Genomic DNA, 22,914 nt, shown 5'->3' on the forward strand with positions numbered 1-22,914 from the left:
AGATCGGGGCTGATCGGCAGTGTTAGTGTCGCGTTTCTAAGTGGCTAGTGAGCACGCGTCTCTAACCAGCTTTGACACCGTTGGCTTCGGCGATGACGGCCGCTTCTGCAAGCCATTTTGCTTCGCGGCCGGCGAGCTGCACCATGTGCGGGGTCAGGCCCGCGCCCTTCAGACGCGTCCAGCTTTCTGCGGCATTGAAGACCAGTTCGCGGCTTGCCACCATTTCGGTCACAACAAGGCCGGCCCCGAAGCGGAAGGCCAGCTGACGGAACGGCAGATCGGTGACACCGGACATTGGCGCAAGCACCACCCGGTTCCGGACGGGAACCGGGCCGATACTGAATGGCGTGTCCAAGGCGACAGAAACCAACTGATTATCTTTCAGGCAAAGAATATATTTGCACTATTTTTAGCCAGCCATTGATGGCTTGCCAAGAGGCAAAGGTCACGCATCGACAAAAATTCGGGCAAATGCTGGAAAAGGTCGTTTCGAGCCGATAGAGCACGGTTGCGAAGGAAAGGTTGTCATGGACCAGGCGGGGCGATGGAGCAAGAGCTGAGCGGAACAATCGGGATTGTCGTTGTTGCCGCTGGCCGCGGCGAGCGCGCCGGCGCATCGGTCGACGGACCCAAGCAGTATCGGCGGATCGGCGGGAAGCCGGTCATCTGGCACACGCTGAAACTCTTTCTCGACTGGCCCAAAAGTGGTCCTGTCGTCGTGGTCATTCATCCTGATGATCGCGCGCTTTTCGACGCGGCCGTTTCGGACCTGCCTGCAAGGCATGCGCTTCTGGTCGTCACCGGTGGCGCAACGCGACAGGAATCCGTGCTCCATGGCCTGAGGGCCCTGCGTGAGAGCAATATCGAATCCGTGATGATCCATGACGGCGTGCGACCGTTTGCCGATCCGGCACTTCTCGATCGGATCGCGGAAGAGCTTGCGGCGGGCAAGCCAGCAGTTCTGCCAGCCGTTGCGGTGTCTGACACGCTCAAGCGGGCGGATGCGGGGAAGATCGTCACGGATACCGTGCCACGCAAGGACCTACATGCCGCGCAAACGCCGCAGAGTTTCCACTACCAGAGCATCCTGAGCGCCCATGAACGGGCAGCACGCGAGGCCGGATCCGACTTTACCGACGATGCCTCGATTGCCGAATGGGCCGGCATTCCGGTTCAGCTGGTCGAGGGATCGATCGACAATGTCAAACTGACCGTGAAGAGGGATATCGCCATGGCCGACGAGAAACTGAGGGGCAACGCCCTGCCCGACGTTCGCACCGGAAACGGCTATGACGTGCACCAGTTGGAGCCCGGCGATGGCGTGACCCTTTGCGGGATCTTCATTCCGCACGACCAGAAGCTCAAGGGGCATTCGGATGCGGATGTCGCGTTGCACGCGCTGACCGACGCGCTGCTGGCCACCTGCGGGGCCGGCGATATCGGCGACCATTTCCCGCCATCGGACATGCAATGGAAGGGCGCGCCATCACGGATCTTTTTGGAGCATGCGGCGAAGATCGTGCGCGACGCCGGCGGCACGATCATGAATGCCGATATTTCGCTCATTGCCGAAGCGCCTAAGGTTGGACCACATCGGCAGGCCATGCGGGAGAAGCTTTCGGAGATCCTTGGCATTTCGCTCGATCGCTGCTCGGTGAAGGCCACGACCAACGAGAAGATCGGCTTTGTCGGTCGCCGCGAGGGGATCGCGGCGATCGCCACGGCGACCGTCGTCTTCCAGGGAGCGGACTGATGGGGCTTTATCCGGCGGATATCGAAGACAAGGCACAGGCGATCATTGCCGCCTATCGCGACCTAGGCTGGATGATCGCAACGGCTGAATCCTGCACGGGCGGATTGATCGCAGGCGCACTCACGGAGATCGCCGGTTCATCAGCGGTCGTCGACCGGGGTTTCGTCACCTATACCAACCAGGCGAAGATGGATCTGATCGGCGTGAGCGCCAAAACGCTAGAGGGTTTCGGGGCCGTCTCAAGGGAGACCGCGCTGCAGATGGCACATGGAGCGCTCATGCGTTCCGATGCCCAGGTGGCCGTTGCGGTGACGGGCATTGCAGGGCCGGGCGGCGGCTCGCCGGAGAAACCGGTCGGGCTCGTGCATCTGGCGTTGAAGACCCGAAGCGGGCCGATCGATCACCGGGAGATGCGCTACGGTGATATTGGCCGTGATCAGGTCCGGCTTGCGACGCTTAGGACCGCACTGGACATGTTTCTCGCCGCGTGTCAGCCGCCGGCATAGATCTTGTCGGCCCGCTCCTCGAAGGCTTCCGAAAACATGCGGAAGGCGCGGTCGAACATAGAGCCCATCAGGGCGCCAAGGATACGGTTCTTGAACTCGTAGTCGATGTAGAAATGCACCGAGCAACCGCCCTCGCCTGCCTCTTCGAAGCGCCAGCGATTGTCGAGATATTTGAACGGGCCCTCGATGTATTTGACGTCGATGGCACGCTCGGCAGCCGTCAGCAGGACCTGGGTCGTGAACGTCTCGCGGATCGCCTTGTAGCCTACCGTCATATCGGCCAGCAGCAGCTCCTTGCCGTCGCGTTCGCGGCGCGAGCGAATGGTCAGCGCTTCACAGAGCGGCAGGAATTCCGGGTAGCGCTCGATATCCGCGACAAGCGCGTACATGCGGTCGGGCGAGTGTTTGACGAGACGGCGGGTTTCGAACTGGGGCATGCCAGCGACTTAATGAGGAAGCCCCGCAAGATCAAGCAGCTGCGCCATTTCGCCATGGGATTTCAGAATGACGACCGGTACATTCGGTCCGTGACGCTCGATTTCCTGGATGATGCGCGGGGCGAAGCGGCGCTCGAAGTTCCAGATGTAGGAGAGGAAATCGCGGTCGGGGAAGGGTTCGGGGCAGCCTTCCGCCATATCCGGTCTGACTGTACCTTTGTACCGCGCCACTCTTTTCGCAACGCCCAGAAGGCATCTCCATCTGGAAAGCCGCAGCCAAATGATGAGATCGGTGCGCGGCAGCCTGATGTCGAATGACGAAGAGCCGCTGCCATCAATTACCCAAGCTTCGCTGGTAACGAAAGCGCTCAATCGCGCACGTTGCTCCTCCCTGCCCCGCTCTTGCCACCCGGGCAGCCAGCGCACATCCCTGTCGATGGAGATGTACTGGAGACCGAGACCGCTTGCGAGTTTCTGCGAGAGAGTGCTTTTTCCGCCGCCGGAGGATCCGATGACGCAAATGCGACGCGCGTTGCGCAGGTGGTTTGCGGCTTCTTGAGCGATCGGAAGGTTACGCACTCGATCCCTCTCCCTCTCATGCAGTGCGCCAAGCTTTGACATTTTAGTCAGACGCGAGCAACATTCGGACACAGGAGACAGATGTATGGCCAAGCTCAGCATTCGGCTGCCCGACAAGATGAAGCAGTTCGTCGACGATCAGGCCCAGGAGGGTCAGTTCGCCAACGAGGAGGCCTATATCCAGGACCTGATCACCCAGGACCAAGAGCGCCAGAGAGAGGTTGCCCGTGTCCAGGCAATTGTCGACGAGGGGATCGCCAGCGGCGAGAGCGATGAGAGCATGCAGGATATCCTCCACTCCCTGAAGGACCAACGGAGCAGATCTGCTTGAGCTATCGGCTCACCCGTCGAGCAGCGGAGGATGTCCGCAAGATCTATCGGCGCGGTGTTGAGACGTTCGGCGAGGCGCAGGCCGAGGCCTACCATCTCCATCTCGTACACGTTTTCACTCTGATTGCCGAGAACCCTCGCATGGCGCGCGAACGTTGAGAAATCAGGCCACCCGTGCGCGTTCATCCCACCGGATCACATCTGGTGATCTACAGCATCAAGCCCAACGGCGACGTCCTGATTATAGCAGTCCCGAACGCACGCGAAGATTGGCAGGACAATCTCGGTTACCCCGTCACGCCTTGGCGATAAGCTTCTCTCGCGCCGCCTTCAACCGCGCAAAGTCATCGCCGGCATGGTGCGACGAGCGGGTCAGCGGGCTCGAGGACACCATCAGGAAGCCCTTGGTATAGGCGATGTCCTCGTAGGATTTGAACTCTTCCGGCGTGACGAAGCGCTCGACCTTGTGGTGCTTGCGGGTCGGCTGGAGATACTGGCCGATGGTCAGGAAATCGACGTCGGCGGAACGCAGGTCGTCCATCAGCTGCAGCACTTCGTTCCGCTCTTCGCCAAGGCCGACCATGATCCCCGACTTGGTAAACATGGTCGGGTCGAGTTCCTTGACCCGCTGCAGAAGACGGACGGAGTGGAAATAACGGGCACCCGGGCGAACCGTCAGATAGTTGCCCGGAACGGTTTCCATATTGTGGTTGAAGACGTCGGGCTTCGCGGCGACGACGCGCTCAAGCGCGCCCGGCTTCTTCAGGAAGTCGGGGGTGAGGATCTCGATCGTCGTTTCCGGCGATGCCTCGCGGATGGCCCAAATGACCTTCTCGAAATGTTCGGCGCCGCCATCAGCCAAGTCGTCACGGTCGACTGAGGTGATGACAACGTGCTGCAGTCCCATCTGGCGGACGGCCTTGGCGACGTTTGCGGGCTCTTCGAGATCGAGCGGGTTCGGCTTGCCGGTCGCGACATTGCAGAAGGCGCAGGCGCGGGTACAGATCTCACCCATGATCATGAAGGTCGCGTGCTTCTTGTCCCAGCACTCGCCGATATTCGGGCAGCCGGCCTCTTCGCAGACCGTCACCAGCTTGTGGGAGCGAACCAGCTCGCGGGTCTCGTGATAACCCTTTGATGTCGGCGCCTTGACGCGGATCCATTCCGGCTTGCGCAGCACTTCGGTGTCGGGCTTGTGGGCCTTTTCGGGGTGGCGGACGCGCTTTTCCTCGCCGGATGCCACGGGGGCAACGATCGGAAGATTGGTCCTGTCGAGAATGGTGACCATGGTCAAAACCCTGTCCCGCCGCGTCTGCGGCCTAGTCGATTGTCAGCGCCGAACCAGCTTTGCGACGAAGAGCAGAATGCTGGCGCCCACGAAGCTGGTGATCAGGTAGCCGAGCCAGTCGCCTTCAACGAAGATGCCGAGCCGGCGGAAGATCGCGGCAGCGATCGCGGCACCGACAATGCCGATGATGATGTTCAAGATCACGCCAAAGCGCATGTCCATGAGCTTGCCGGCCAGCCAGCCTGCGAGACCGCCAAAGAAAATCGTCGCGATGATGCCCACTTCGAAACCAGCCATGTCGAGCCCCTTTCGGACCGTTCAGTTGGAACCTGCCGCTGATATAGGCGGCAGAGTTCTGTTTCACAACCGGACTTTAGGCGTTCAGCACCCGCCCATAGGCGTCGAGCACGCTTTCCTTCATCATCTCCGACAGGGTCGGATGCGGGAAGATCGTGTGCATCAGCTCTTCTTCCGTCGTCTCGAGGTTCATTGCGACGACGAAGCCCTGGATGAGTTCGGTGACTTCCGCGCCGACCATGTGGGCGCCGAGCAGTTCACCGGTCTTCTTGTCGAAGATGGTCTTGATCATGCCCTGGTCTTCGCCGAGCGCGATGGCCTTGCCGTTGGCCGCAAAGGAATAGCGGCCGACGCGGATGTCGCGGCCCTCAGCCTTCGCCTTGGCTTCCGTCAGACCGACAGAGGCGACCTGCGGGTTGCAATAGGTGCAGCCCGGGATCTTCGCCTTGTCCATCGGATGCACGCCCGGCACACCGGCGATCTTCTCGATGCAGATGACGCCCTCATGCTCGGCCTTGTGGGCGAGCATCGGCGGGCCGGCGACGTCGCCGATCGCGTAGAGGCCGGGCACGTTCGTCTTGCCGTAGCCGTCGACGACGATGCAGCCGCGATCGGTCTTCACGCCCAGCGCTTCGAGACCGAGGTTCTCGATATTGCCCTGGACGCCGACGGCGGAGATCAGGCGATCAGCGGTGATCGTCTGGACCTTGCCGTCCTTGGTCTCGACATGGGCGGTGATGGAGTTGGCACCCTTCTCGACCTTCGAGACCTTGGCTTCGGTGATGATCTTCAGGCCGCGCTTTTCCAGCTGCTTGCGGGCGAAGGTGGAGATTTCGACGTCCTCGACCGGCATGATGTTCGGCATCAGTTCGACGACGGTGACATCCACGCCCATGGAGCGATAGAAGGAGGCGAATTCGATGCCGATCGCGCCCGAGCCCATGACAACCAGCGACTTCGGCATGAAATCCGGCTTCATTGCCTCAAAATAGGTCCAGATCAGCTTGCCGTCCGGCTCGATGCCCGGAAGCGCACGCGGGCGGGCACCGGTCGCGACTATGATGTGCTTGGCGGTGTAGGTGCCCTCGCCCAGAACACCCTTCGGAACCGGGTTCTGCGGCTCGACGACGGGCTTTGTCATCTTGCCGACGACGATTTCGCCGGGCTTCGTCAGCTTGGCTTCGCCCCAGATGACGTCGATCTTGTTCTTCTTCATCAGGAAGGCGACGCCGCCGTTGAGGCGGGCTGACACGCCGCGCGAGCGGGCGACCACGTCCTTGACGTCGGCAGTCATCGTGCCGTTCAGCGTCAGACCGTAGGATTTGGCGTGGTTGGCATGGTCGAGGATCTCGGCCGAGCGCAGGAGAGCCTTGGTCGGGATGCAGCCCCAGTTGAGGCAGATGCCGCCCAGATGCTCGCGTTCGACGATCGCGGTTTTCAGGCCGAGCTGGGCCGCACGGATGGCGGTGACGTAACCGCCGGGGCCGGAGCCGATGATGATGACGTCGTAAGCATTCGACATGGGCGCTTCCACTCCTCGGTTTCTTGCGAGCCCCCGCTCCAGCGGAGGCCCGTTTCGGGACTGGAAGCGAGACCCTCAGGCTGCGGGTGTCTCGGCCTCCGGTTCATGACGAACCAGCATCCCGTAGATTTCATCCTTGAGCTGCATCCGCTTCTTGCGCATTTCCACGACATGGAAGTCGTCTGCAGGCTCGACGTCTGTTTCGGCACGGTGGATGGCCCGATTCACCTCGTGATAGGTTTCGAACAATCTTGCGAAATGACCATCCGTTTCCTTCAGATGACGCATCAGCGCGACGTGTTCCGGGAATTCCACTGCCAGTTCGTGCGGTGTGTTCGACATGATCCCATCTCCTCTTTCGGGGTTGATGGGCTCAGGTTAGACGCAGCGCACAAGACCTCCTTGATTTTGATCAACGCGCCCCGACGGAGATTTCAGGCCGCGGTTTTTCTTCAAAGACCGAGCATCATCCGGACGATCGGCTCGAGGCCGCGTCCAATGGCGCGGGTGTTTTCGGCGTCCAGATGGATGCCATCCAGCGGCGTGGTTTCGGCAACCGATCCCGCGTCAAAGAAAGCACATCCCGATTCGTCTGCTGCATCGCGGTACATACTGGCGAGCATGGCGCCTTCTTCCACCGAGTGGTTGAACATGGCGCCGAACACCGAATTGGCCGTCTCGCGGATCGCGGGCGGTGCGACGATCAGGATTCCGGGCTCCTCGAACTCAAAACCCCAGTCATGCTTCTGGACGAGTTTGACCAGTCGGTTCACGCCACTGGTCGCGCCGATTGCCGTTCCCTGGATGCCACGCTTGAGGTCGTTGGTCCCCAGCATGATGATCACGAGATCGATCGGCTTGTGCGTCGCAAGGATCGTCGGCAACAGCTTTGCGCCATTGCGTTCACAGTCACCCAGATGATCATCATAAGCCGTCGTGCGTCCGTTCAGGCCTTCGGCGATCACCCGGACACCGTGGCCGAGCGCCTTCTGCAAGACGCTTGTCCAGCGATCCTCGTGGGCATGCCGACCCAGGTTTACCGGGTCGTATCCCCATGTCAGGCTGTCGCCATAAGCGAGAACGGTCTTCATCGCACCGCTCCCTGATCAGACCAGCATGCCCATCGGATTTTCGATGTAGCGCTTGAAGGCGCCAAGCAGTTCGGCTCCCAGCGCGCCATCGACGCAACGGTGGTCGGTGGAAAGCGTCACGGTCATGACATTGGCGATCTTCATCTCGCCGTTCTTCACAACCACCCGCTCTTCGCCGGCACCGACCGCGAGGATCGTTGCATGCGGCGGGTTCACGACAGCCGAGAAGCTCTTCACGCCCATCATGCCCATGTTGGACACGGCAGTCGTGCCGCCCTGATATTCCTCGGGCTTCAGCTTGCGGTCCTTGGCGCGCTTGCCCAAATCCTTCATCTCGTTCGAGATGGTGGACAGGCTCTTTTCCTCGGCCTTGCGGATGATCGGGGTGATGAGGCCGCCCGGGATCGAGACCGCCACGCCGACATCGGCATGCTTGTGCTTGACCATGTTGGTGTCGGTCCAGGAGACGTTGGCATCCGGCACGTCGCGCAGAGCGAGAGCCAGAGCCTTGATCACCATGTCGTTGACCGAGAGCTTGTAGGCCGGCTTGCCGTCCTTTTCGGGGGCAGCGGCATTGAGCTGGGCACGCAGGGCCAAGAGCGCATCCAGTTCGCAATCCACGGAGACGTAGAAATGCGGGATGGTCTGCTTGGATTCCTGCAGGCGCTTTGCGATCGTCTTGCGCATGCCGTCATGCGGCACGAGCTCGTAGGAGCCTTCGGCGAAGTTCTTGAGAACCGACTCGTCGGACGGACCCTTGGCGAGAGCCGGTGCCGGTGCGGCGCTTGCGGCCGCTGCTGCCGGTGCCGGAGCAGCCTTGGCACCACCGGTGCTGACGGCCTTTTCGACGTCGCTCTTGACGACGCGGCCCTTCGGACCGGAGCCCGAGACGGCCTTGAGGTCAAGACCGGCTTCCTTCGCCAGGCGACGGGCGAGTGGCGAAGCGAAGACGCGCTCGCCGGTCGAGGCCGCCGGTGCAGCCGATGCGGCCGCGGGAGCCGGTGCCGGAGCAGCCACAGGGGCGGCTTCAGCCTTCGGAGCCGATGCAGCCTCCGCCTTCGGGGCGGCAGCGCCGCCACCGGCCGCAGCCGCAGCGAGATCCTCGCCATCAGCGGCGAGGATTGCGATCACGGCATTGACCTTGACGGCTTCGGTGCCGGCGGGGACGACGAGCTTGGCCACGACACCTTCATCGACGGCTTCCACTTCCATGGTCGCCTTGTCGGTTTCGATCTCGGCGATCACGTCGCCGGACTTGACCTTGTCGCCTTCCTTGACCAGCCACTTCGCCAGATTGCCCTCTTCCATGGTCGGAGAGAGAGCCGGCATGGTGATATTGATCGGCATGAGCCTCGCCTCCCCTTACTTGTAGCAGACGGCTTTGACCGCCTGGATCACTTCGCCGACGTTCGGCAGAGCGAGCTTTTCGAGGTTTGCCGCGTAAGGCATCGGCACATCCTTGCCGGCGATCGTGATGACCGGGGCATCCAGATAGTCGAAGGCTTCGCGCTGGACAGTGTTGGAGATGAAGTCGCCGACGGAGGATTGCGGGAAGCCTTCCTCGACGGTGACGAGGCGACCGGTCTTCTTCACCGATTCGATGATCGCCGGCAGGTCCATCGGACGAATGGTCCTGAGGTCGATCAGTTCGACGTCGATGCCTTCCTTGCTCAGCTCGTCCACGGCCTTGACCGCATAGGTCATGCCGATGCCCCAGGAGACAACGGTCACATCCTTGCCGGCCTTGTGCAGGCGAGCCTTGCCGATCGGCAACACGAAATCGTCCATCTTCGGCACTTCGAACGAGTGACCATAGAGGATTTCGTTTTCGAGGAAGATGATCGGGTTTGGATCGCGGATGGCGGCCTTCAGAAGACCCTTGGCGTCAGCTGCCGAATAGGGCTGGATGACCTTGAGACCCGGGATGTGGCTGTACCAGGCGGCGTAATCCTGGCTGTGCTGGGCGGCAACGCGGGCTGCCGCACCGTTCGGACCACGGAAGACCATCGGGGCGCCCATCTGGCCGCCCGACATGTAGAGCGTCTTGGCCGCCGAGTTGATGATCTGGTCGATCGCCTGCATGGCGAAGTTGAAGGTCATGAATTCGACGATCGGACGCAGGCCAGCCATGGCGGCACCAACGGCGATACCGGCAAAACCATGCTCGGTGATCGGAGTGTCGACAACGCGCTGCGGGCCGAATTCCTGCAGCAGGCCTTGCGTGATCTTGTAGGCACCCTGATATTCAGCGACCTCTTCACCCATGATGAAGACATCAGGGTTGGCCCGCATTTCCTCGGCCATGGCTTCACGCAGCGCTTCGCGCACGGTCATGGTCACCATTTCGGTGCCGGCCGGAATAGCCGGATCGGCGGCGACCTCGATCTTCGGTGCAGCCGGGACCTTGTTGTCAGCGGAAGACGCCGGCTCGTCCGATGCCGCGCGGGCCTTGCCGCCGGCGTCACCAGCAGCAGCGGCCGGCGTGTCCGCATCGGCCTTTTTCGGCGCAACGGCAGCATCGGCGCTTTCACCATCCTGCAGGAGGACGGCAATCGCTGTGTTGACCTTGACGTTTTCGGTGCCGGCGGCGACCAGGATCTTGCCGAGGACGCCTTCGTCGACGGCTTCGACTTCCATGGTTGCCTTGTCGGTCTCAATTTCGGCGATCACGTCACCAGACTTGATGGTGTCGCCTTCCTTCTTGACCCATTTGGACAGCGTGCCTTCTTCCATGGTCGGAGAGAGGGCGGGCATGAGGATTTCGATCGGCATGGGTTCCCTCCCCGATTAGAGCAGAATGTCGGTGTAGAGCTCGGATACGTCCGGCTCCGGATCGGCCTGGGCGAAATCGGCCGAGTCGGCGACGATGTCGCGGACGTCCTTGTCGATCGCCTTCAGCTCGTCCTCCGTGGCCCAGCCCTTTTCCAGGAGACGGGCGCGGACCTGCTCGATCGGATCCTGTTCGGAGCGCATCTTCTGCACTTCTTCCTTGGAGCGGTACTTGGCCGGGTCGGACATGGAGTGACCGCGATAGCGATAGGTCAGCATCTCGAGAATGATCGGACCCTTGCCGGCGCGGCAGTGCTCGACGGCCTGATCGGCCGCAGCCTTGACCGCGCGGACGTCCATCCCATCGACCTGAATGCCCGGGATATTGAAGGACACGCCGCGCTGCGAGAAGTCGGTCTGGGCCGAGGCGCGCGAAACGGATGTGCCCATGGCATAGCGGTTATTCTCGATGATGTAGATCACCGGCAGGTTCCACAGGCGAGCCATGTTGAAGCTCTCGTAGACCTGGCCCTGGTTGGCAGCGCCATCGCCGAAATAGGCGAGCGAGACATTGTCATTGCCGCGATACTTGTTGGCGAAGGCGAGACCGGTGCCAAGCGACACCTGGGCACCGACGATGCCGTGACCGCCATAGAAATGCTTCTCCTTCGAGAACATGTGCATCGAGCCGCCCTTGCCCTTCGACAGGCCGCCGCGACGTCCAGTCAGCTCGGCCATGACGCCACGGGCGCTCATGCCACAGGCCAGCATGTGACCATGGTCACGATAGCCGGTGATGACCTGGTCGCCCTCCTTCAGCGCCATCTGCATGCCGACGACGACAGCTTCCTGGCCGATGTAAAGGTGACAGAAGCCGCCGATAAAGCCCATGCCATAGAGCTGGCCGGCCTTTTCCTCGAAACGGCGGATCAGCAGCATCTCGCGATAGGCCAGGATTTCCTGGGCCTTGTCGAACTCGACGATCGCTCCTTGAGTGAATTCTTTCTTGGCAGGCTTGGCCGCGGATTTCCGGCCGGTCGCAGTCGCAGGCTTGCGAGCCATGCATCCCTCCCATGGGTTATTATGGTCCAGAGTGGGCCACAGAATAGGGAAGAAAGACGACGGCGGCAATGCCATAAATGCATGGCTCTCATTCGCCGCAAGCAACTGTAAACAAATAAAAATTTCTGATTAACCAAATTCAGGTTAATCAGAAATACGTGTTGAATATCACGATTTCATCGGGGCGCGACATGTTCAGCTGATAACGCGCCTTTTCATCGATAATGTCTTCGTCCAGCGAGCCATCACTGAGCAGACCGACTTCCTTTTCGAGCGTCATCCGCTGCGCGACAAGCTTCTCCAGCTCGGCCGCGCGCTCCTGCCGAATGCGCTCGAACTGCTGCCCGGCCTTCAGGCCATAGTCGCCGTGAACCGAATGATAGCCAAAATAGGAGAGGAAAGCGATGGTGACGGCAGGAAGGACGAGTCGACCGTATTTCTTCTTTTTGTGATGTCTGGTCCACATGCCGACAAATGCCCTGAAACGCGAAACTTGCCGCAAGGGTAACCGTCATATCTTAACCGACCGTTGACCTTGATTGCAGCGCAAAAGAAAAAGCCCGCGCCGGAGGGAACCGGCACGGGCTTCCAGTCAGGAGAGGCGTAAATCAGCCGCGCAGGATGGACGTGCCTGCATAGACCGCCTGCGGACCGAGTTCTTCCTCGATACGGATCAGCTGGTTGTACTTGGCGGTGCGGTCGGAGCGGGCCAGCGAGCCGGTCTTGATCTGACCGCAGTTGGTGGCAACCGCGAGATCGGCAATCGTCGAGTCCTCGGTCTCGCCCGAACGGTGCGACATCACGGCGGTATAGGCCGCGCGGTGGGCGGTCGAGACGGCATCGAGCGTTTCAGACAGCGAGCCGATCTGGTTGACCTTGACGAGGATCGAGTTGGCGACACCCATCTTGATGCCGTCGCGCAGGCGGGCCGAGTTGGTGACGAAGAGATCGTCGCCGACGAGCTGAACCTTCTTGCCGATCTTGTCGGTCAGCGCCTTCCAGCCATCCCAATCGTCTTCTGCCATGCCGTCCTCGATCGAGAAAATCGGATACTTGGCAGCGAGTTCGGCGAGATATTCGGCCATGGCTTCCGGCTCAAGCGTGCGGCCTTCACCTTCCAGAACGTATTTGCCGTCCTTGAAGAATTCGGTCGAGGCACAATCGAGCGCGATGTGCATGTCTTCGCCCGGACGATAGCCGGCCTTTTCGATCGACTTCATGATGAAATCGAGAGCGGCAGGAGCAGATGCCAGACCCGGGGCGAAGCCGCCCTCGTCACCGACATTGGTGTTGTGGCCGTCGGCGGCGAGCTGCTTCTTCAGCGTGTGGAAGACTTCCGAACCCATGCGGACGGCGTCGCGGATGGTCTCGGCACCAACCGGCACGATCATGAATTCCTGGAAGTCGATCGGATTGTCGGCATGGGCGCCGCCATTGATGATGTTCATCATCGGGACCGGCAGGACATGGGCGTTCGGGCCGCCGACATAGCGGTAGAGCGGCAGACCGGAGGACTGCGCAGCAGCCTTAGCGACGGCGAGCGACACGCCGAGGATCGCGTTGGCGCCGAGGCGCGACTTATTCGGCGTGCCATCGAGCTGGATCATCAGGTTGTCGATCTGGATCTGGTTCTCGGCATCGTGACCGCCGATCGCGTCATAGATCTCGCCATTAACCGCTTCCACGGCCTTCTCCACGCCCTTGCCGAGATAGCGTTTTCCACCGTCACGCAGTTCGACGGCTTCATGCGCACCGGTCGACGCGCCGGAGGGAACGGCTGCGCGGCCCATGCTGCCGTCTTCAAGATAGACGTCGACCTCGACGGTTGGGTTGCCGCGGCTATCGAGAATTTCGCGGCCGATGATGTCGGTGATGGCAGTCATGTTCACTTCCTGATGGCTGGAACGGTTGGAAACTTACCGCCCCCTCATAATCCAAGAGGCAGAAAATACAATGGCAGGTTCATGACAGGCTTCCGGCAAACCGCCATCGCCACAACCCCGCCTTTCAAAACCCTGCAAGAATTAACACTATGAGTTTAATAGAATTTTAACCGACTGGTAAGTGGCGGATCATACACTGAGCAAACAATCGGCCGACGATGAAGCGCTCGGCGCATTTCACTGTGTTGGAGGACAGATGAAAATCAGCATTTCCCAGAGCATCACCCTGTTTGGCTGCGTCGTCGGTGTCGGCATCACCCTGGCGGTTGCGAGCAACCAATATGCCCTGCGCGAATTGCAGGTGAACGGTCCCGCCTATCAGCAGATCGTCAACGGCAAGGACCTCATTGCCGACATCCTTCCGCCGCCGCTCTTCGTCATCGAAGCCTATCTCCTCGCAACCGAGGGGGCATATCACGAGGAGCTGGCAAAACCCAATCTGGAGCAGATCCGTACGCTCAAGGCATCCTACGACCTGCGTCGCGACTTCTGGGCTGCATCCGACCTGGCACCTGGTCTCAGACAAAGCCTGAAGACCAACGCGATCGAGACCGCAGACAAACTCTGGGCGATGATCGACAGTCAGTATGCGAATGCGATGCAGTCCGGAGATGCGGCGGTGAAAATGGCCGCGCTCGACGCGATGATGGACGCCTACAAGGCACATCGCGACGCCGTCACCGTGCTGGTCAACGAGGCCAACACGTTCCTCGCCGAAGCCGAGAAAAATGCCGCCGTCGAGTCGGGGCAGTTGTCTAGCCTTTCGGCCACGATGGCAGCGCTATCAGGGATCATCCTAATCGTTGGCCTGTTCGCCCTGCGCAAACGGGCGATTTCGCCCCTCAACGCCATGAAGGCCTACATGAGCAATCTCGCTCGTGGCGATTATTCACAGCCGGTGCCCTACGTGGAACGGGGTGACGAAATCGGTCAGATGGCCGCTGCCGTCCAGGTGTTCCGCTCGGCAGCCATGGAACGCAGGGCCAATCGCGAGCGCCAGGAGGCAGAGCAGGCGTTGGCGACAGACCGCGAACGCGCCGAAATGGAAGCAAGGGCTGCCGCCGATCACCAACGGGCGCGCGTCATCGACAGCTTGAGCGTTGGTCTTGAAAAGCTCGCATCCGGTGATCTGACCGTCGAAATCACCGACCCCTTTGCGCCGGACTACGAAAAACTGAGGCTGGAGTTCAATGCCAGCATTCGCTCGCTCGCGCTCACCCTCACCGACATATCGAAGACGGTCGGCACCGTCCGTTCAGGCGCTGACAACATTGCTAGCGGTACCAATGATCTGGCACGGCGAACGGAGACGCAGGCAGCCTCGCTTGAGGAGGCTGCTTCCGCTCTCGACGAAATCACAGCGACCATCCGGACTTCATCGGAGCGGGCACGTGAAGCCAACATCATGATGACCCGGACCAAGCAGAGTGCCGAAGTCTCGGCCTCCGTGGTGCGCGACGCGGTCGTCGCGATGGCCAAGATCGAGGAGTCCTCGGCGCAAATAGGTCAGATCATCTCCGTCATCGACGACATCGCCTTCCAGACGAATCTGCTGGCGCTGAATGCCGGCGTGGAGGCAGCACGTGCCGGTGAGAGCGGCAAGGGGTTCGCCGTTGTCGCGCAGGAGGTCCGGGAACTGGCCGGGCGATCCGCGAGTGCCGCCAAGGAAATCAAGGCTCTGGTGGATGCCTCGGCAACCCAGGTCGGGAATGGCGTGTCGCTTGTCAACCGCACCGGCGAGGCGCTTTCGGCCATCGACCAGGAGGTACAGCAGGTGCACCAATTGATCCACGCGATCGAAATGTCGGCCGTGGAACAGTCAAGCGCGCTGGCCGAGGTCAACGCTGCGGTCAATCACATGGACCAAGTGACCCAGCAGAACGCCGCCATGGCGGAAGAGGCGAATTCCGCCTGCCGCGAACTGAATGGCGAGGCGGAACATTTGCGGCAGATGCTGGCCCGCTTCCAGCTCAGCGGACGCTCTTCAGCAGAGATGCGGCAACCCGGCGCCTATCGCCTGGCATCGTGATCGATCACCTGGGCTGCCATCAGGCAGCCTTGGCAATGTCGTCGAAGGCGATCAGTTTTTCGAGCAGACGGCGCATGTCGGTGATCTTGACCATGTTCGGGCCGTCCGAGGGTGCGTTGTCCGGGTCCTGGTGAGTCTCGATGAAGAGACCGCCGACGCCGACAGCGACCGCGGCACGCGCCAGCGTTTCGACGAATTCGCGCTGGCCGCCGGAGGAGCCGCCCTGCCCGCCCGGCTGCTGCACCGAATGGGTGGCGTCAAAGACGACTGGCGCACCCATCGCCGCCATGATCGGCAGCGAGCGCATGTCGGAGACGAGCGTGTTGTAGCCGAAGGACGCACCGCGTTCGCACAGCAGCACGTTGGGATTGCCGGAGCCGGTGATCTTGTTGAGGACATTCTTCATGTCCCAGGGGGCGAGGAACTGGCCCTTCTTGACGTTGATCGCGCGGCCGGTCCTGGCTGCTGCGATCAGGAGGTCCGTCTGGCGGCAAAGGAAGGCAGGGATCTGAAGGACATCGACGGTCGGGGCGACGGCGGCGCACTGCTCTTCCGTGTGGATGTCGGTGAGAACGGGAACGCCGAATTCCTTCTTGATGTCGGCGAAGACTTCCATGGCCTTTTCCAGACCGATCCCGCGCTCGGCCGACAAGGAGGTGCGGTTCGCCTTATCGAAGGAGGACTTGTAGACGAGGCCGAGGCCGAGCTCGCGGCAAAGCTCGACGAGCTGGCCGGCGATCATGAAGGCGTGGTCACGGCTTTCCATCTGGCAGGGGCCGGCGATCAGGGCAAAACGGCCCTTCTGGGAGAAGACGGCCTTGGCCGAACCTTCGCCGACCACGACTTCCGAATTGGGAGACACGCTCATTTCAACTCCTCGAAGGCGAAGGCGACACCCTGCCCCTTTTCCGGCGCGACAACGAGGCGCGCGCCCGTTTTGTGATGGTGGATGCCATTAGCAGCGAGGCAGGCTTCTGTCACGCCGAGATCGGCGACGGCGACAACCACGGCGGCTCCGATCAGGCCTCGCTCCGCAAGCGTGCGCTCAAGGCCGTAATGGGCGTGGAAACCATCCGGAGTCAAAACCTCGACCGTAGCATTGGCGGTTGCGATAGACAGGCCAAAGGAATGAGCGGTGATATCCCGCTGCCTGAGGACCGTTTCCAGGAGATACTGGAAGTCACTGGGGTTGTCTTCGACAAGGACGACGCGAGCCAGACCCGCCGCACCATTCGCATGAACCAGCAAGGCACCACGATCGGTCGGAAGCGGGTTCACGCGCTCGCAGGCAAAGGCGAAGAAATCGGGCGCTCTCAGATCCGCAGCGAACGCAAGACGAAAAGCCCCTTCAGCCGTCCGGCCATCCGGGAAGCGAAACTGGCGGGCAAACTCAAGGACTTGGCCGCCGCTTAGCCCCTGCTCCCGATAATGCGCATCATCGGCTGCTGCACCCTCGGTCTTGACCACGATGGCAGACAGTCCCTCGCCGCGACGGAAGCGGAAAGCCTGGTCGCGCGCCACAAAGACATTGCCTTTGCGCGCCGCCTCAAGACAGTCTTCCCGGCTGCCGACGGACAGAGGTTCGAGATAGGTGTCGTCAGCGAAGAATATGCAAGCGTTTTCGGTGCCGAAGGGGTGCCGCGCATCAGCCGCCACCGTAAAGCCAAGCGCAGAGAGGCGCTGCCGGCTCGTTACAAGATCTGTCACCGGCAGGACGAGGTGATCAATCGGGCGTGGTGGGCCAAGCGTCTGGGACATCATTGTTTCTTTTCGCCGGTGAATGAAGAGATATCCTGCATCTAGGAAGCAGGCTTCTCACTTTGTAGAGCCTCGATGGTCTGCCGCAGCGAACTCAGTTCCTGCCGCGCCTCGCGAAGTTCCTTCAGCACGAGTTCGTCGATCTTGTGATGCAGAGCAAGTACCTCGATCTCGGCCTTCAGATTGATCTCGTAGTCCTTGGCCGCCATGTAGCGGTCGCGCTCGGCCTGGCGGTTCTGGCTCATCATGATGATCGGCGCCTGGATCGCGGCAAGCATCGAGAGCAGCAAATTGAGAAAGATAAAGGGATAGGGATCAAGGGAGCCACGGGCGAGGATGACGGTGTTGAGGATCACCCAGGCGACCAGAAACAGCATAAAACCGATGATGAAGGCCCATGAACCGCCGATCCTCGCAATTCCGTCGGCCAGTCGTTGACCGAAGGTTGCGTTGGCCAGAAAGTCTTCGCTGGCATTGGTCGAGACGGTTCGGCGCTCACGCGCTCGCACCAGAACCTTTCTTTCCGCCGAAGACAGCTCCGACGCGGCCTTGCCCAAAACGATTCTCTCCAAATCCTTCAGCATGTGCAGCTTCCCAATTGCGGCCACGACAGCCGTTCAACGCATGTTCGGGCGACCTCTGGCGCAGACCCTCCGACCCTTTTCAGGAATTTTCCAGCGTCATGCCGCTTTTTCAGCCGTTCTTCACGAAAATTTATCCACTTGCGGAACACAAATGGAACATATAGTGTCTGTTCTGGATTTGTTTCACCCTAGGGGCACCGAATATGCTGACGCGCAAGCAACAGGAACTGCTTCTGTTCATCCATGAAAGGATGAAGGAATCAGGTGTCCCGCCGTCCTTCGACGAGATGAAGGATGCGCTGGACCTCGCATCGAAATCCGGCATCCATCGATTGATCACGGCGCTCGAGGAACGCGGCTTCATCCGTCGCCTGCCGAACAGGGCACGGGCTCTCGAAGTCATCAAGCTTCCGGAGGCCTATTCCCCGAGCATCCAGCCGCGTCGTGGCTTTGCCCCGAGTGTTATCGAGGGCAGCCTGGGCAAGGCCCCGCCGCCGCCAGCGCCCACCAAGTCCGCCGAGCAGGACAACGGCTCGTCGGTCTCCGTCCCTGTGATGGGCCGCATCGCGGCAGGCGTACCGATTTCGGCTATCCAGAACAACACGCATGACATCACCGTCCCCGCAGAGATGATCGGTTCCGGCGATCATTACGCGCTCGAGGTCAAGGGTGATTCGATGATCGAGGCCGGCATTCTCGACGGGGATACGGTGATTATCCGCAACGCCTCGAACGCCAATCCGGGCGACATCATCGTGGCCCTGGTCGACGACGAGGAAGCAACGCTCAAGCGCTTCCGGCGTCGCGGCGCGTCCATCGCCCTCGAGGCGGCCAATCCGGCCTATGAGACGCGCATCTTCCCTCCGGACCGCGTCAAAATCCAGGGCAAGCTGGTTGGCCTTATCCGCCGCTATCACTGATGAGCGTCCCCGCAGGGGCCTGCTTTGTCTTGAGCAAGCCTTCCGGCAGTGCGTGTTCAGGCGCAGTGGATCCGCTGCGCCAGTCGTAGAGACGGTGCGCAGTCCAGGGACGCGGGGGGCCTGCATACGCTGGAACGACCTTGATGGCGTTGAGGTCACCGTCCAGTCCGGAGACTTCCAGGGATCCGGTTGCTCGAAGGCTTGTTTCGGAGATCAGCAGCGCACCGGATCGGCATTCCTGCATGTGCGTGCGCGCCGAGAGAACCACAATGTCGGCACGATCACAGGCCATTCCGACAAGATCCGGCCGCTCCAGCGTCATGAGCGTCGCGCCGTTGTTCAGCTTGATCGTGCAAGCCTGCTTGATGCAGACGAACTGACCTTCGACGGCCGACATGTGCAGAGCGTCTAGCACGTCTTGTGCGGCTTTGCGCTGCTCGGGCAGGAAGCCCTGTCGCAATTCTCTCTCGGGGGCCGGTGGCAGAGGGCCGAAGGGCAGCATGGCCGGAGGAATGGCGTCTTCAATGCCAAGCACCGGCCGCCATTGATCGAAGATGAAGGCGGCCGGGCGTGCGCGGTTGATCGCAATGGCGGTTGCCTCGCCCCCTCTCACTTTGAGCGCCACCAGGCGGGCATCCTCACTGATCGACAATTCACCGACCGGCGCCCTGGGAGCACTCCAGGTCACGACGATCGTTGCGGCAATCACAGCCGTTCCAATATGCCGCACAGGTGTCCGCAAGAGCGTCAGCAACAGCATGCCGGCGATGCTGCCCAGCATGAAAATGTCAGGCAGTCGCGGAAAGACGTATCCCTCACCCCAACTCGAGACTTCGTAGGCGACAGCGAGGACAAGTTCGAGCCCCTGCCCCATGATCCAGAAGAAGGGTGCGTCCAGCCCGAAGGGCATCAGCAGCATCGCGATGAAACCCGACGGCATCACGACGAGGGAGATCAGCGGCATGGCGGCCAGATTGGCTTCCAGGCCGTGAGTCGAAAGTCGGTGAAAATGACTGATGGCAAATACCGCTGTCGCGATCCCGCCGATCAGGGAGGTTGCGAGTGTACCGCCGACAAACTTCGCGCCGCTCGCCGCAATCCGCATGGGCAGTGAGCGGGGCGGCGGAATGATCGCTCGCGGTCGCGCCCGCCAGCCGGCATAGCCGGCGATGAGGGCGGCGGTCGCGGCGAACGACATCTGAAAGCTCGGCCCCATTACGGCGGAGGGCTGCACCGCCAGGATCGCCGTGGCCGCGAGTGCGAGATTGTGCAGGCTGACGGCCGGGCGATCAAAAAGCACGGCTCCCAGCATGATGGCCGTCATCAGGAAAGCGCGCAGCGCCGACACCTGATAACCAGAGATCAGGACATAGCCGGTCGTCGCCATCAAGGCACCGGCCGCGGCGATCTTCTTGATCGGGTATCGATGCGCCAAGGAAGGGAACAAGCTGAGCAGTCCCCGCAGGCCAACGAAGAAGATGCCCGCCGCCAGCGCCATGTTCAGTCCCGAAATGGCGGTGATGTGCGCCAGACCTGAGACACGCAGAGCCTCCGTTGCCTCTTGCGACATCGATCTGCGCTCACCGGTGATAATCGAAGCGGCAAAGGCCCCGGGGTCACCGGGCAAAACTGTCCGGATGCGATGCGAGATGGAATCCCGCACCGAGAACAGTGCGGCATCGAAACGGGTGGCGAGATCCCCTGCGTTACCGTTTGTCGCGGCCCGCGCCTCAGGGGGGCCGAGAAAGAAGCCGACGGCACCGATGCCGGCGAAGTAGCTCTGAAAGGCAAAATCATTCAGTCCGGGCAAGGCGGGCCCCGATGGCGGCGACAGACGCGCGCGGCCCGTCAGGTCTTCGCCGATTTCTGCCGCGACATGGTTGCTGCGTGCCAGCAGCGACACCCGTCCCGGAGGCCGACGGATGGACGGCTGCACGGTCTGGGTCACCCGCAGCGTGTATCGCCACTCTCCCGATGCCCCCTGCTCGCGTCGTTCGACCACGCCTGTAACAGTCGTGACGACTGGCTGGTCCAGGATCACAGTCGAAGCCCGCCAGGTTTCCCAAGCGGCCAACAGCATTCCCAGGCAGATCAGGCACGCGCTCCAGAGAACGATATGGCCGGCAGTGCCACGAACCGAACGTGAAAGGACAAGGCTCAGACAGCCGAAGGCAAGTCCGAGTGCGACCGGGGACGGGGGTTGCCTGATGGAAAACCAGATTGCGGCGCCAGTCCCGATCCATACAGGGAGAAAGAGGAAAAAATGACCGTATCGACTTTCGTCTGAAACATACCGACGGACACGACCGATCGCCTGCCGTGCGAAGTCTTTCACCAAGGCCGGATGCCCCAAGGCGGTTGGTCTTGGGGCATATGGGAATTCCGGGGGTCGCGATTGCTCTGGCCGGACCAGCGCTCGACTGGACCGGCTATCCGCTTGCCCCTTTGTTTCCGCCACTTCCACCATCCGGCACACCCGTCCGGAGCCACCCAATCCGCACCCAGAATAGGCGAAATTGCTGATCAATCAATGCGTGCAAAAAGCTGTTATTCCGCGCCCTATCCTTGCTTCAAACGATTAGAACCGATCGGTTCGATTGTTGCCGTTTTCGCGACGCACAATTTGCCCTTTGGATAGCTTGGCATTAACTTCGGTATCATATAGCTACATCACACGCTTAACCGATGGCGGCTTTTTCGAGACGCCTTCCCGCCAATTCCGGAGGATCAGCATGACGGACAAAAGCGCTACTTTGAAACTCGGGGACAAGACCGTCGACCTGAGCGTCAGGGCCGGCACGATCGGCCCCGACGTCATCGACATCGGAGCCCTCTACAAGCACACCGGTACGTTCACATACGATCCGGGCTTTACGTCCACTGCATCCTGCGAATCCAAGATCACCTATATCGACGGTGACGAAGGCGTCCTTCTGCATCGCGGCTACCCGATCGAACAGCTGGCTGAAAAGGGCGACTTCCTGGAAGTCTGCTACCTGCTGCTCTACGGCGAACTGCCGACGGCTGCGCAGAAGAAGGATTTCGACTACCGCGTCACCCACCACACCATGGTGCACGAGCAGATGAGCCGCTTCTTCACCGGCTATCGTCGCGACGCCCATCCTATGGCGGTCATGGTCGGCACGGTCGGTGCACTCTCGGCCTTCTATCACGACTCAACCGACATCACCGATCCGCACCAGCGCATGGTCGCTTCGCTGCGCATGATCGCCAAGATGCCGACGATCGCCGCCATGGCCTACAAGTACCATATCGGCCAGCCCTTCGTTTATCCGAAGAACGACCTCGACTACGCATCGAACTTCCTGCGCATGTGCTTTGCCGTGCCGTGCGAAGAGTATCAGGTGAATCCGGTTCTGGCGCGCGCCATGGACCGCATCTTCATCCTGCATGCCGACCACGAGCAGAACGCGTCCACCTCGACCGTGCGTCTTGCCGGCTCGTCGGGTGCCAATCCGTTTGCCTGCATCGCGGCCGGCATCGCTTGCCTCTGGGGCCCGGCGCACGGCGGGGCGAACGAAGCAGCCCTCAACATGCTCCAGGAAATCGGCTCGGTCGACCGTATCCCGGAATACATCGCCAAGGCCAAGGACAAGAACGATCCGTTCCGCCTGATGGGCTTCGGTCACCGCGTCTACAAGAACTACGACCCGCGCGCCAAGATCATGCAGAAGACCATGTACGAGGTGCTGGAAGCGACCGGTCACGGCGACGATCCGCTGATGAAGGTGGCGCTCGAGCTCGAGAAGATCGCGCTCAACGACCCCTACTTCATCGAGAAGAAGCTCTACCCGAACGTCGACTTCTATTCGGGCATCACGCTGCGTGCGCTCGGCTTCCCGACGACCATGTTCACCGTCCTCTTCGCGCTTGCACGTACCGTCGGCTGGATCGCGCAGTGGAACGAGATGATCGAGGACCCGCAGCAGCGCATCGGTCGTCCGCGCCAGCTCTATACCGGCGCTCCGCAGCGCGACTACAAGCCGCTCTCCGAGCGCTGAGACGCAAAGACGTCGAACAAACTC

The 22,914-nt window shown here is 61.1% G+C and carries 23 protein-coding genes and 1 pseudogene; 7 read left to right on the forward strand and 17 right to left on the reverse strand.

Features of this window, described 5'->3' with window-relative positions:
* Positions 1–76: 76 nt before the first annotated feature.
* Positions 77–394, reverse strand: a pseudogene (locus H6M51_RS12675) (tRNA-dihydrouridine synthase); the annotation flags it as partial.
* A gap of 150 nt (positions 395–544) precedes the next feature.
* On the opposite strand from H6M51_RS12675, the gene H6M51_RS12680 reads away from it, so the two are divergent.
* Both H6M51_RS12680 and H6M51_RS12685 read left to right on the forward strand, forming a co-directional pair.
* On the forward strand, positions 545–1,753 hold the full coding sequence (locus H6M51_RS12680; RefSeq protein ID WP_185810210.1) for a bifunctional 2-C-methyl-D-erythritol 4-phosphate cytidylyltransferase/2-C-methyl-D-erythritol 2,4-cyclodiphosphate synthase: 1,209 nt from the start codon (positions 545–547) through the stop codon (positions 1,751–1,753).
* Positions 1,753–2,259 carry a CinA family protein gene (locus tag H6M51_RS12685; protein WP_185810211.1) on the forward strand — a complete coding sequence of 169 codons (507 nt, stop codon included), beginning with the start codon at positions 1,753–1,755 and terminating at the stop codon, positions 2,257–2,259. Before H6M51_RS12680 ends, H6M51_RS12685 begins: the two co-directional genes overlap by 1 nt.
* Here the strand turns inward: H6M51_RS12685 and H6M51_RS12690 are convergent.
* The gene (locus tag H6M51_RS12690; RefSeq protein WP_185810212.1) at positions 2,244–2,696 is read right to left on the reverse strand and encodes a type II toxin-antitoxin system RatA family toxin; all 453 of its coding nucleotides are present in this window, start codon (positions 2,694–2,696) and stop codon (positions 2,244–2,246) included. The two genes, H6M51_RS12685 and H6M51_RS12690, sit on opposite strands and share 16 nt — an antisense overlap.
* Before the next feature lie 9 nt (positions 2,697–2,705).
* Entirely contained in the window at positions 2,706–3,317 is a 612-nt protein-coding gene (locus tag H6M51_RS12695; protein ID WP_185810446.1) for an AAA family ATPase, read from the reverse strand.
* 43 nt (positions 3,318–3,360) lie between these two features.
* Between H6M51_RS12695 and H6M51_RS12700 the strand changes: the two genes are divergently transcribed.
* The gene (locus H6M51_RS12700; protein WP_185810213.1) at positions 3,361–3,606 is read left to right on the forward strand and encodes a type II toxin-antitoxin system ParD family antitoxin; all 246 of its coding nucleotides are present in this window, start codon (positions 3,361–3,363) and stop codon (positions 3,604–3,606) included.
* Positions 3,603–3,764 (forward strand): type II toxin-antitoxin system RelE/ParE family toxin, encoded by a 162-nt coding sequence (locus H6M51_RS24665; RefSeq protein ID WP_246780509.1) that lies wholly within the window; start codon positions 3,603–3,605, stop codon positions 3,762–3,764. The genes H6M51_RS12700 and H6M51_RS24665 overlap by 4 nt, the downstream gene beginning before the upstream one ends.
* A gap of 136 nt (positions 3,765–3,900) precedes the next feature.
* Here H6M51_RS24665 and lipA read toward each other — a convergent pair whose 3' ends face one another.
* From lipA to eno, 10 genes are all read right to left on the reverse strand, one after another.
* Entirely contained in the window at positions 3,901–4,893 is a 993-nt protein-coding gene (gene lipA / locus H6M51_RS12710) for a lipoyl synthase (RefSeq protein ID WP_185810214.1), read from the reverse strand.
* Between the two features lie 42 nt (positions 4,894–4,935).
* On the reverse strand, positions 4,936–5,190 hold the full coding sequence (locus H6M51_RS12715; protein WP_162547845.1) for a GlsB/YeaQ/YmgE family stress response membrane protein: 255 nt from the start codon (positions 5,188–5,190) through the stop codon (positions 4,936–4,938).
* Between the two features lie 76 nt (positions 5,191–5,266).
* A complete protein-coding gene (lpdA, locus tag H6M51_RS12720) occupies positions 5,267–6,712 on the reverse strand; it encodes a dihydrolipoyl dehydrogenase (RefSeq protein WP_185810215.1) in 1,446 nt (481 codons plus the stop codon).
* A gap of 75 nt (positions 6,713–6,787) precedes the next feature.
* Positions 6,788–7,054, reverse strand: coding sequence for a YdcH family protein (locus tag H6M51_RS12725; RefSeq protein ID WP_054148068.1), 267 nt, complete (start codon positions 7,052–7,054; stop codon positions 6,788–6,790).
* A 110-nt stretch (positions 7,055–7,164) separates the two neighbouring features.
* Positions 7,165–7,803: an SGNH/GDSL hydrolase family protein gene (locus tag H6M51_RS12730; RefSeq protein WP_162547842.1), complete on the reverse strand. Its 639-nt coding sequence runs from the start codon at positions 7,801–7,803 to the stop codon at positions 7,165–7,167.
* 15 nt (positions 7,804–7,818) lie between these two features.
* A complete protein-coding gene (locus H6M51_RS12735; protein WP_185810216.1) occupies positions 7,819–9,150 on the reverse strand; it encodes a pyruvate dehydrogenase complex dihydrolipoamide acetyltransferase in 1,332 nt (443 codons plus the stop codon).
* Positions 9,151–9,165: 15 nt separating this feature from the next.
* Positions 9,166–10,575 (reverse strand): pyruvate dehydrogenase complex E1 component subunit beta, encoded by a 1,410-nt coding sequence (locus H6M51_RS12740; RefSeq protein ID WP_185810217.1) that lies wholly within the window; start codon positions 10,573–10,575, stop codon positions 9,166–9,168.
* 15 nt (positions 10,576–10,590) lie between these two features.
* Positions 10,591–11,634, reverse strand: coding sequence for a pyruvate dehydrogenase (acetyl-transferring) E1 component subunit alpha (gene pdhA / locus H6M51_RS12745; protein ID WP_162547839.1), 1,044 nt, complete (start codon positions 11,632–11,634; stop codon positions 10,591–10,593).
* A 148-nt stretch (positions 11,635–11,782) separates the two neighbouring features.
* A complete protein-coding gene (locus tag H6M51_RS12750; protein WP_162547838.1) occupies positions 11,783–12,100 on the reverse strand; it encodes a septum formation initiator family protein in 318 nt (105 codons plus the stop codon).
* A 142-nt stretch (positions 12,101–12,242) separates the two neighbouring features.
* Complete coding sequence (gene eno, locus H6M51_RS12755) at positions 12,243–13,517, reverse strand: phosphopyruvate hydratase (protein ID WP_185810218.1); 1,275 nt, start codon at positions 13,515–13,517, stop codon at positions 12,243–12,245.
* Positions 13,518–13,773: 256 nt separating this feature from the next.
* Here eno and H6M51_RS12760 point away from each other — a divergent pair, with 256 nt between their 5' ends.
* On the forward strand, positions 13,774–15,606 hold the full coding sequence (locus H6M51_RS12760; protein ID WP_185810219.1) for a methyl-accepting chemotaxis protein: 1,833 nt from the start codon (positions 13,774–13,776) through the stop codon (positions 15,604–15,606).
* A gap of 19 nt (positions 15,607–15,625) precedes the next feature.
* On the opposite strand, the gene kdsA is transcribed toward H6M51_RS12760, so the two are convergent.
* The 3 genes from kdsA to H6M51_RS12775 are packed head-to-tail and all read right to left on the reverse strand — an operon-like array spanning position 15,626 to position 17,948.
* The gene (gene kdsA, locus H6M51_RS12765) at positions 15,626–16,474 is read right to left on the reverse strand and encodes a 3-deoxy-8-phosphooctulonate synthase (protein ID WP_185810220.1); all 849 of its coding nucleotides are present in this window, start codon (positions 16,472–16,474) and stop codon (positions 15,626–15,628) included.
* On the reverse strand, positions 16,471–17,364 hold the full coding sequence (locus H6M51_RS12770; RefSeq protein ID WP_185810221.1) for a VOC family protein: 894 nt from the start codon (positions 17,362–17,364) through the stop codon (positions 16,471–16,473). The genes kdsA and H6M51_RS12770 overlap by 4 nt, the downstream gene beginning before the upstream one ends.
* Positions 17,365–17,405: 41 nt before the next feature.
* Complete coding sequence (locus H6M51_RS12775) at positions 17,406–17,948, reverse strand: DUF1003 domain-containing protein (protein ID WP_185810222.1); 543 nt, start codon at positions 17,946–17,948, stop codon at positions 17,406–17,408.
* A gap of 203 nt (positions 17,949–18,151) precedes the next feature.
* Here H6M51_RS12775 and lexA point away from each other — a divergent pair, with 203 nt between their 5' ends.
* Positions 18,152–18,868 (forward strand): transcriptional repressor LexA, encoded by a 717-nt coding sequence (gene lexA / locus H6M51_RS12780; RefSeq protein WP_185810223.1) that lies wholly within the window; start codon positions 18,152–18,154, stop codon positions 18,866–18,868.
* On the opposite strand, the gene H6M51_RS12785 is transcribed toward lexA, so the two are convergent.
* Entirely contained in the window at positions 18,849–21,203 is a 2,355-nt protein-coding gene (locus H6M51_RS12785; protein WP_348644484.1) for a ComEC/Rec2 family competence protein, read from the reverse strand. The genes lexA and H6M51_RS12785 overlap by 20 nt on opposite strands.
* Before the next feature lie 397 nt (positions 21,204–21,600).
* On the opposite strand from H6M51_RS12785, the gene gltA reads away from it, so the two are divergent.
* Positions 21,601–22,890, forward strand: a complete 1,290-nt coding sequence (gene gltA / locus H6M51_RS12790; RefSeq protein ID WP_185810225.1) for a citrate synthase — start codon at positions 21,601–21,603, stop codon at positions 22,888–22,890.
* Positions 22,891–22,914: the final 24 nt, after the last annotated feature.

This window comes from Rhizobium sp. AQ_MP (assembly GCF_014237835.1).
Taxonomy (GTDB): Bacteria; Pseudomonadota; Alphaproteobacteria; order Rhizobiales; family Rhizobiaceae; genus Allorhizobium.

Excerpts from the sequence above, each read along its gene's own strand:
- H6M51_RS12680 (WP_185810210.1), top strand. The coding sequence starts at position 545 with ATGGAGCAAGAGCTGAGCGGAACAATCGGGATTGTCGTTGTTGCCGCT.
- H6M51_RS12695 (WP_185810446.1), bottom strand. The coding sequence starts at position 3,317 with ATGTCAAAGCTTGGCGCACTGCATGAGAGGGAGAGGGATCGAGTGCGT.
- eno (WP_185810218.1), bottom strand. The coding sequence starts at position 13,517 with ATGACTGCCATCACCGACATCATCGGCCGCGAAATTCTCGATAGCCGC.
- H6M51_RS12730 (WP_162547842.1), bottom strand. The coding sequence starts at position 7,803 with ATGAAGACCGTTCTCGCTTATGGCGACAGCCTGACATGGGGATACGAC.
- H6M51_RS12690 (WP_185810212.1), bottom strand. The coding sequence starts at position 2,696 with ATGCCCCAGTTCGAAACCCGCCGTCTCGTCAAACACTCGCCCGACCGC.
- H6M51_RS12685 (WP_185810211.1), top strand. The coding sequence starts at position 1,753 with ATGGGGCTTTATCCGGCGGATATCGAAGACAAGGCACAGGCGATCATT.
- H6M51_RS12750 (WP_162547838.1), bottom strand. The coding sequence starts at position 12,100 with ATGTGGACCAGACATCACAAAAAGAAGAAATACGGTCGACTCGTCCTT.
- H6M51_RS12735 (WP_185810216.1), bottom strand. The coding sequence starts at position 9,150 with ATGCCGATCAATATCACCATGCCGGCTCTCTCTCCGACCATGGAAGAG.
- pdhA (WP_162547839.1), bottom strand. The coding sequence starts at position 11,634 with ATGGCTCGCAAGCCTGCGACTGCGACCGGCCGGAAATCCGCGGCCAAG.
- H6M51_RS12715 (WP_162547845.1), bottom strand. The coding sequence starts at position 5,190 with ATGGCTGGTTTCGAAGTGGGCATCATCGCGACGATTTTCTTTGGCGGT.
- H6M51_RS12740 (WP_185810217.1), bottom strand. The coding sequence starts at position 10,575 with ATGCCGATCGAAATCCTCATGCCCGCCCTCTCTCCGACCATGGAAGAA.
- H6M51_RS12760 (WP_185810219.1), top strand. The coding sequence starts at position 13,774 with ATGAAAATCAGCATTTCCCAGAGCATCACCCTGTTTGGCTGCGTCGTC.
- lexA (WP_185810223.1), top strand. The coding sequence starts at position 18,152 with ATGCTGACGCGCAAGCAACAGGAACTGCTTCTGTTCATCCATGAAAGG.
- gltA (WP_185810225.1), top strand. The coding sequence starts at position 21,601 with ATGACGGACAAAAGCGCTACTTTGAAACTCGGGGACAAGACCGTCGAC.
- kdsA (WP_185810220.1), bottom strand. The coding sequence starts at position 16,474 with ATGAGCGTGTCTCCCAATTCGGAAGTCGTGGTCGGCGAAGGTTCGGCC.
- H6M51_RS12725 (WP_054148068.1), bottom strand. The coding sequence starts at position 7,054 with ATGTCGAACACACCGCACGAACTGGCAGTGGAATTCCCGGAACACGTC.
- lipA (WP_185810214.1), bottom strand. The coding sequence starts at position 4,893 with ATGGTCACCATTCTCGACAGGACCAATCTTCCGATCGTTGCCCCCGTG.
- H6M51_RS12775 (WP_185810222.1), bottom strand. The coding sequence starts at position 17,948 with ATGCTGAAGGATTTGGAGAGAATCGTTTTGGGCAAGGCCGCGTCGGAG.
- H6M51_RS12700 (WP_185810213.1), top strand. The coding sequence starts at position 3,361 with ATGGCCAAGCTCAGCATTCGGCTGCCCGACAAGATGAAGCAGTTCGTC.
- H6M51_RS12770 (WP_185810221.1), bottom strand. The coding sequence starts at position 17,364 with ATGTCCCAGACGCTTGGCCCACCACGCCCGATTGATCACCTCGTCCTG.
- lpdA (WP_185810215.1), bottom strand. The coding sequence starts at position 6,712 with ATGTCGAATGCTTACGACGTCATCATCATCGGCTCCGGCCCCGGCGGT.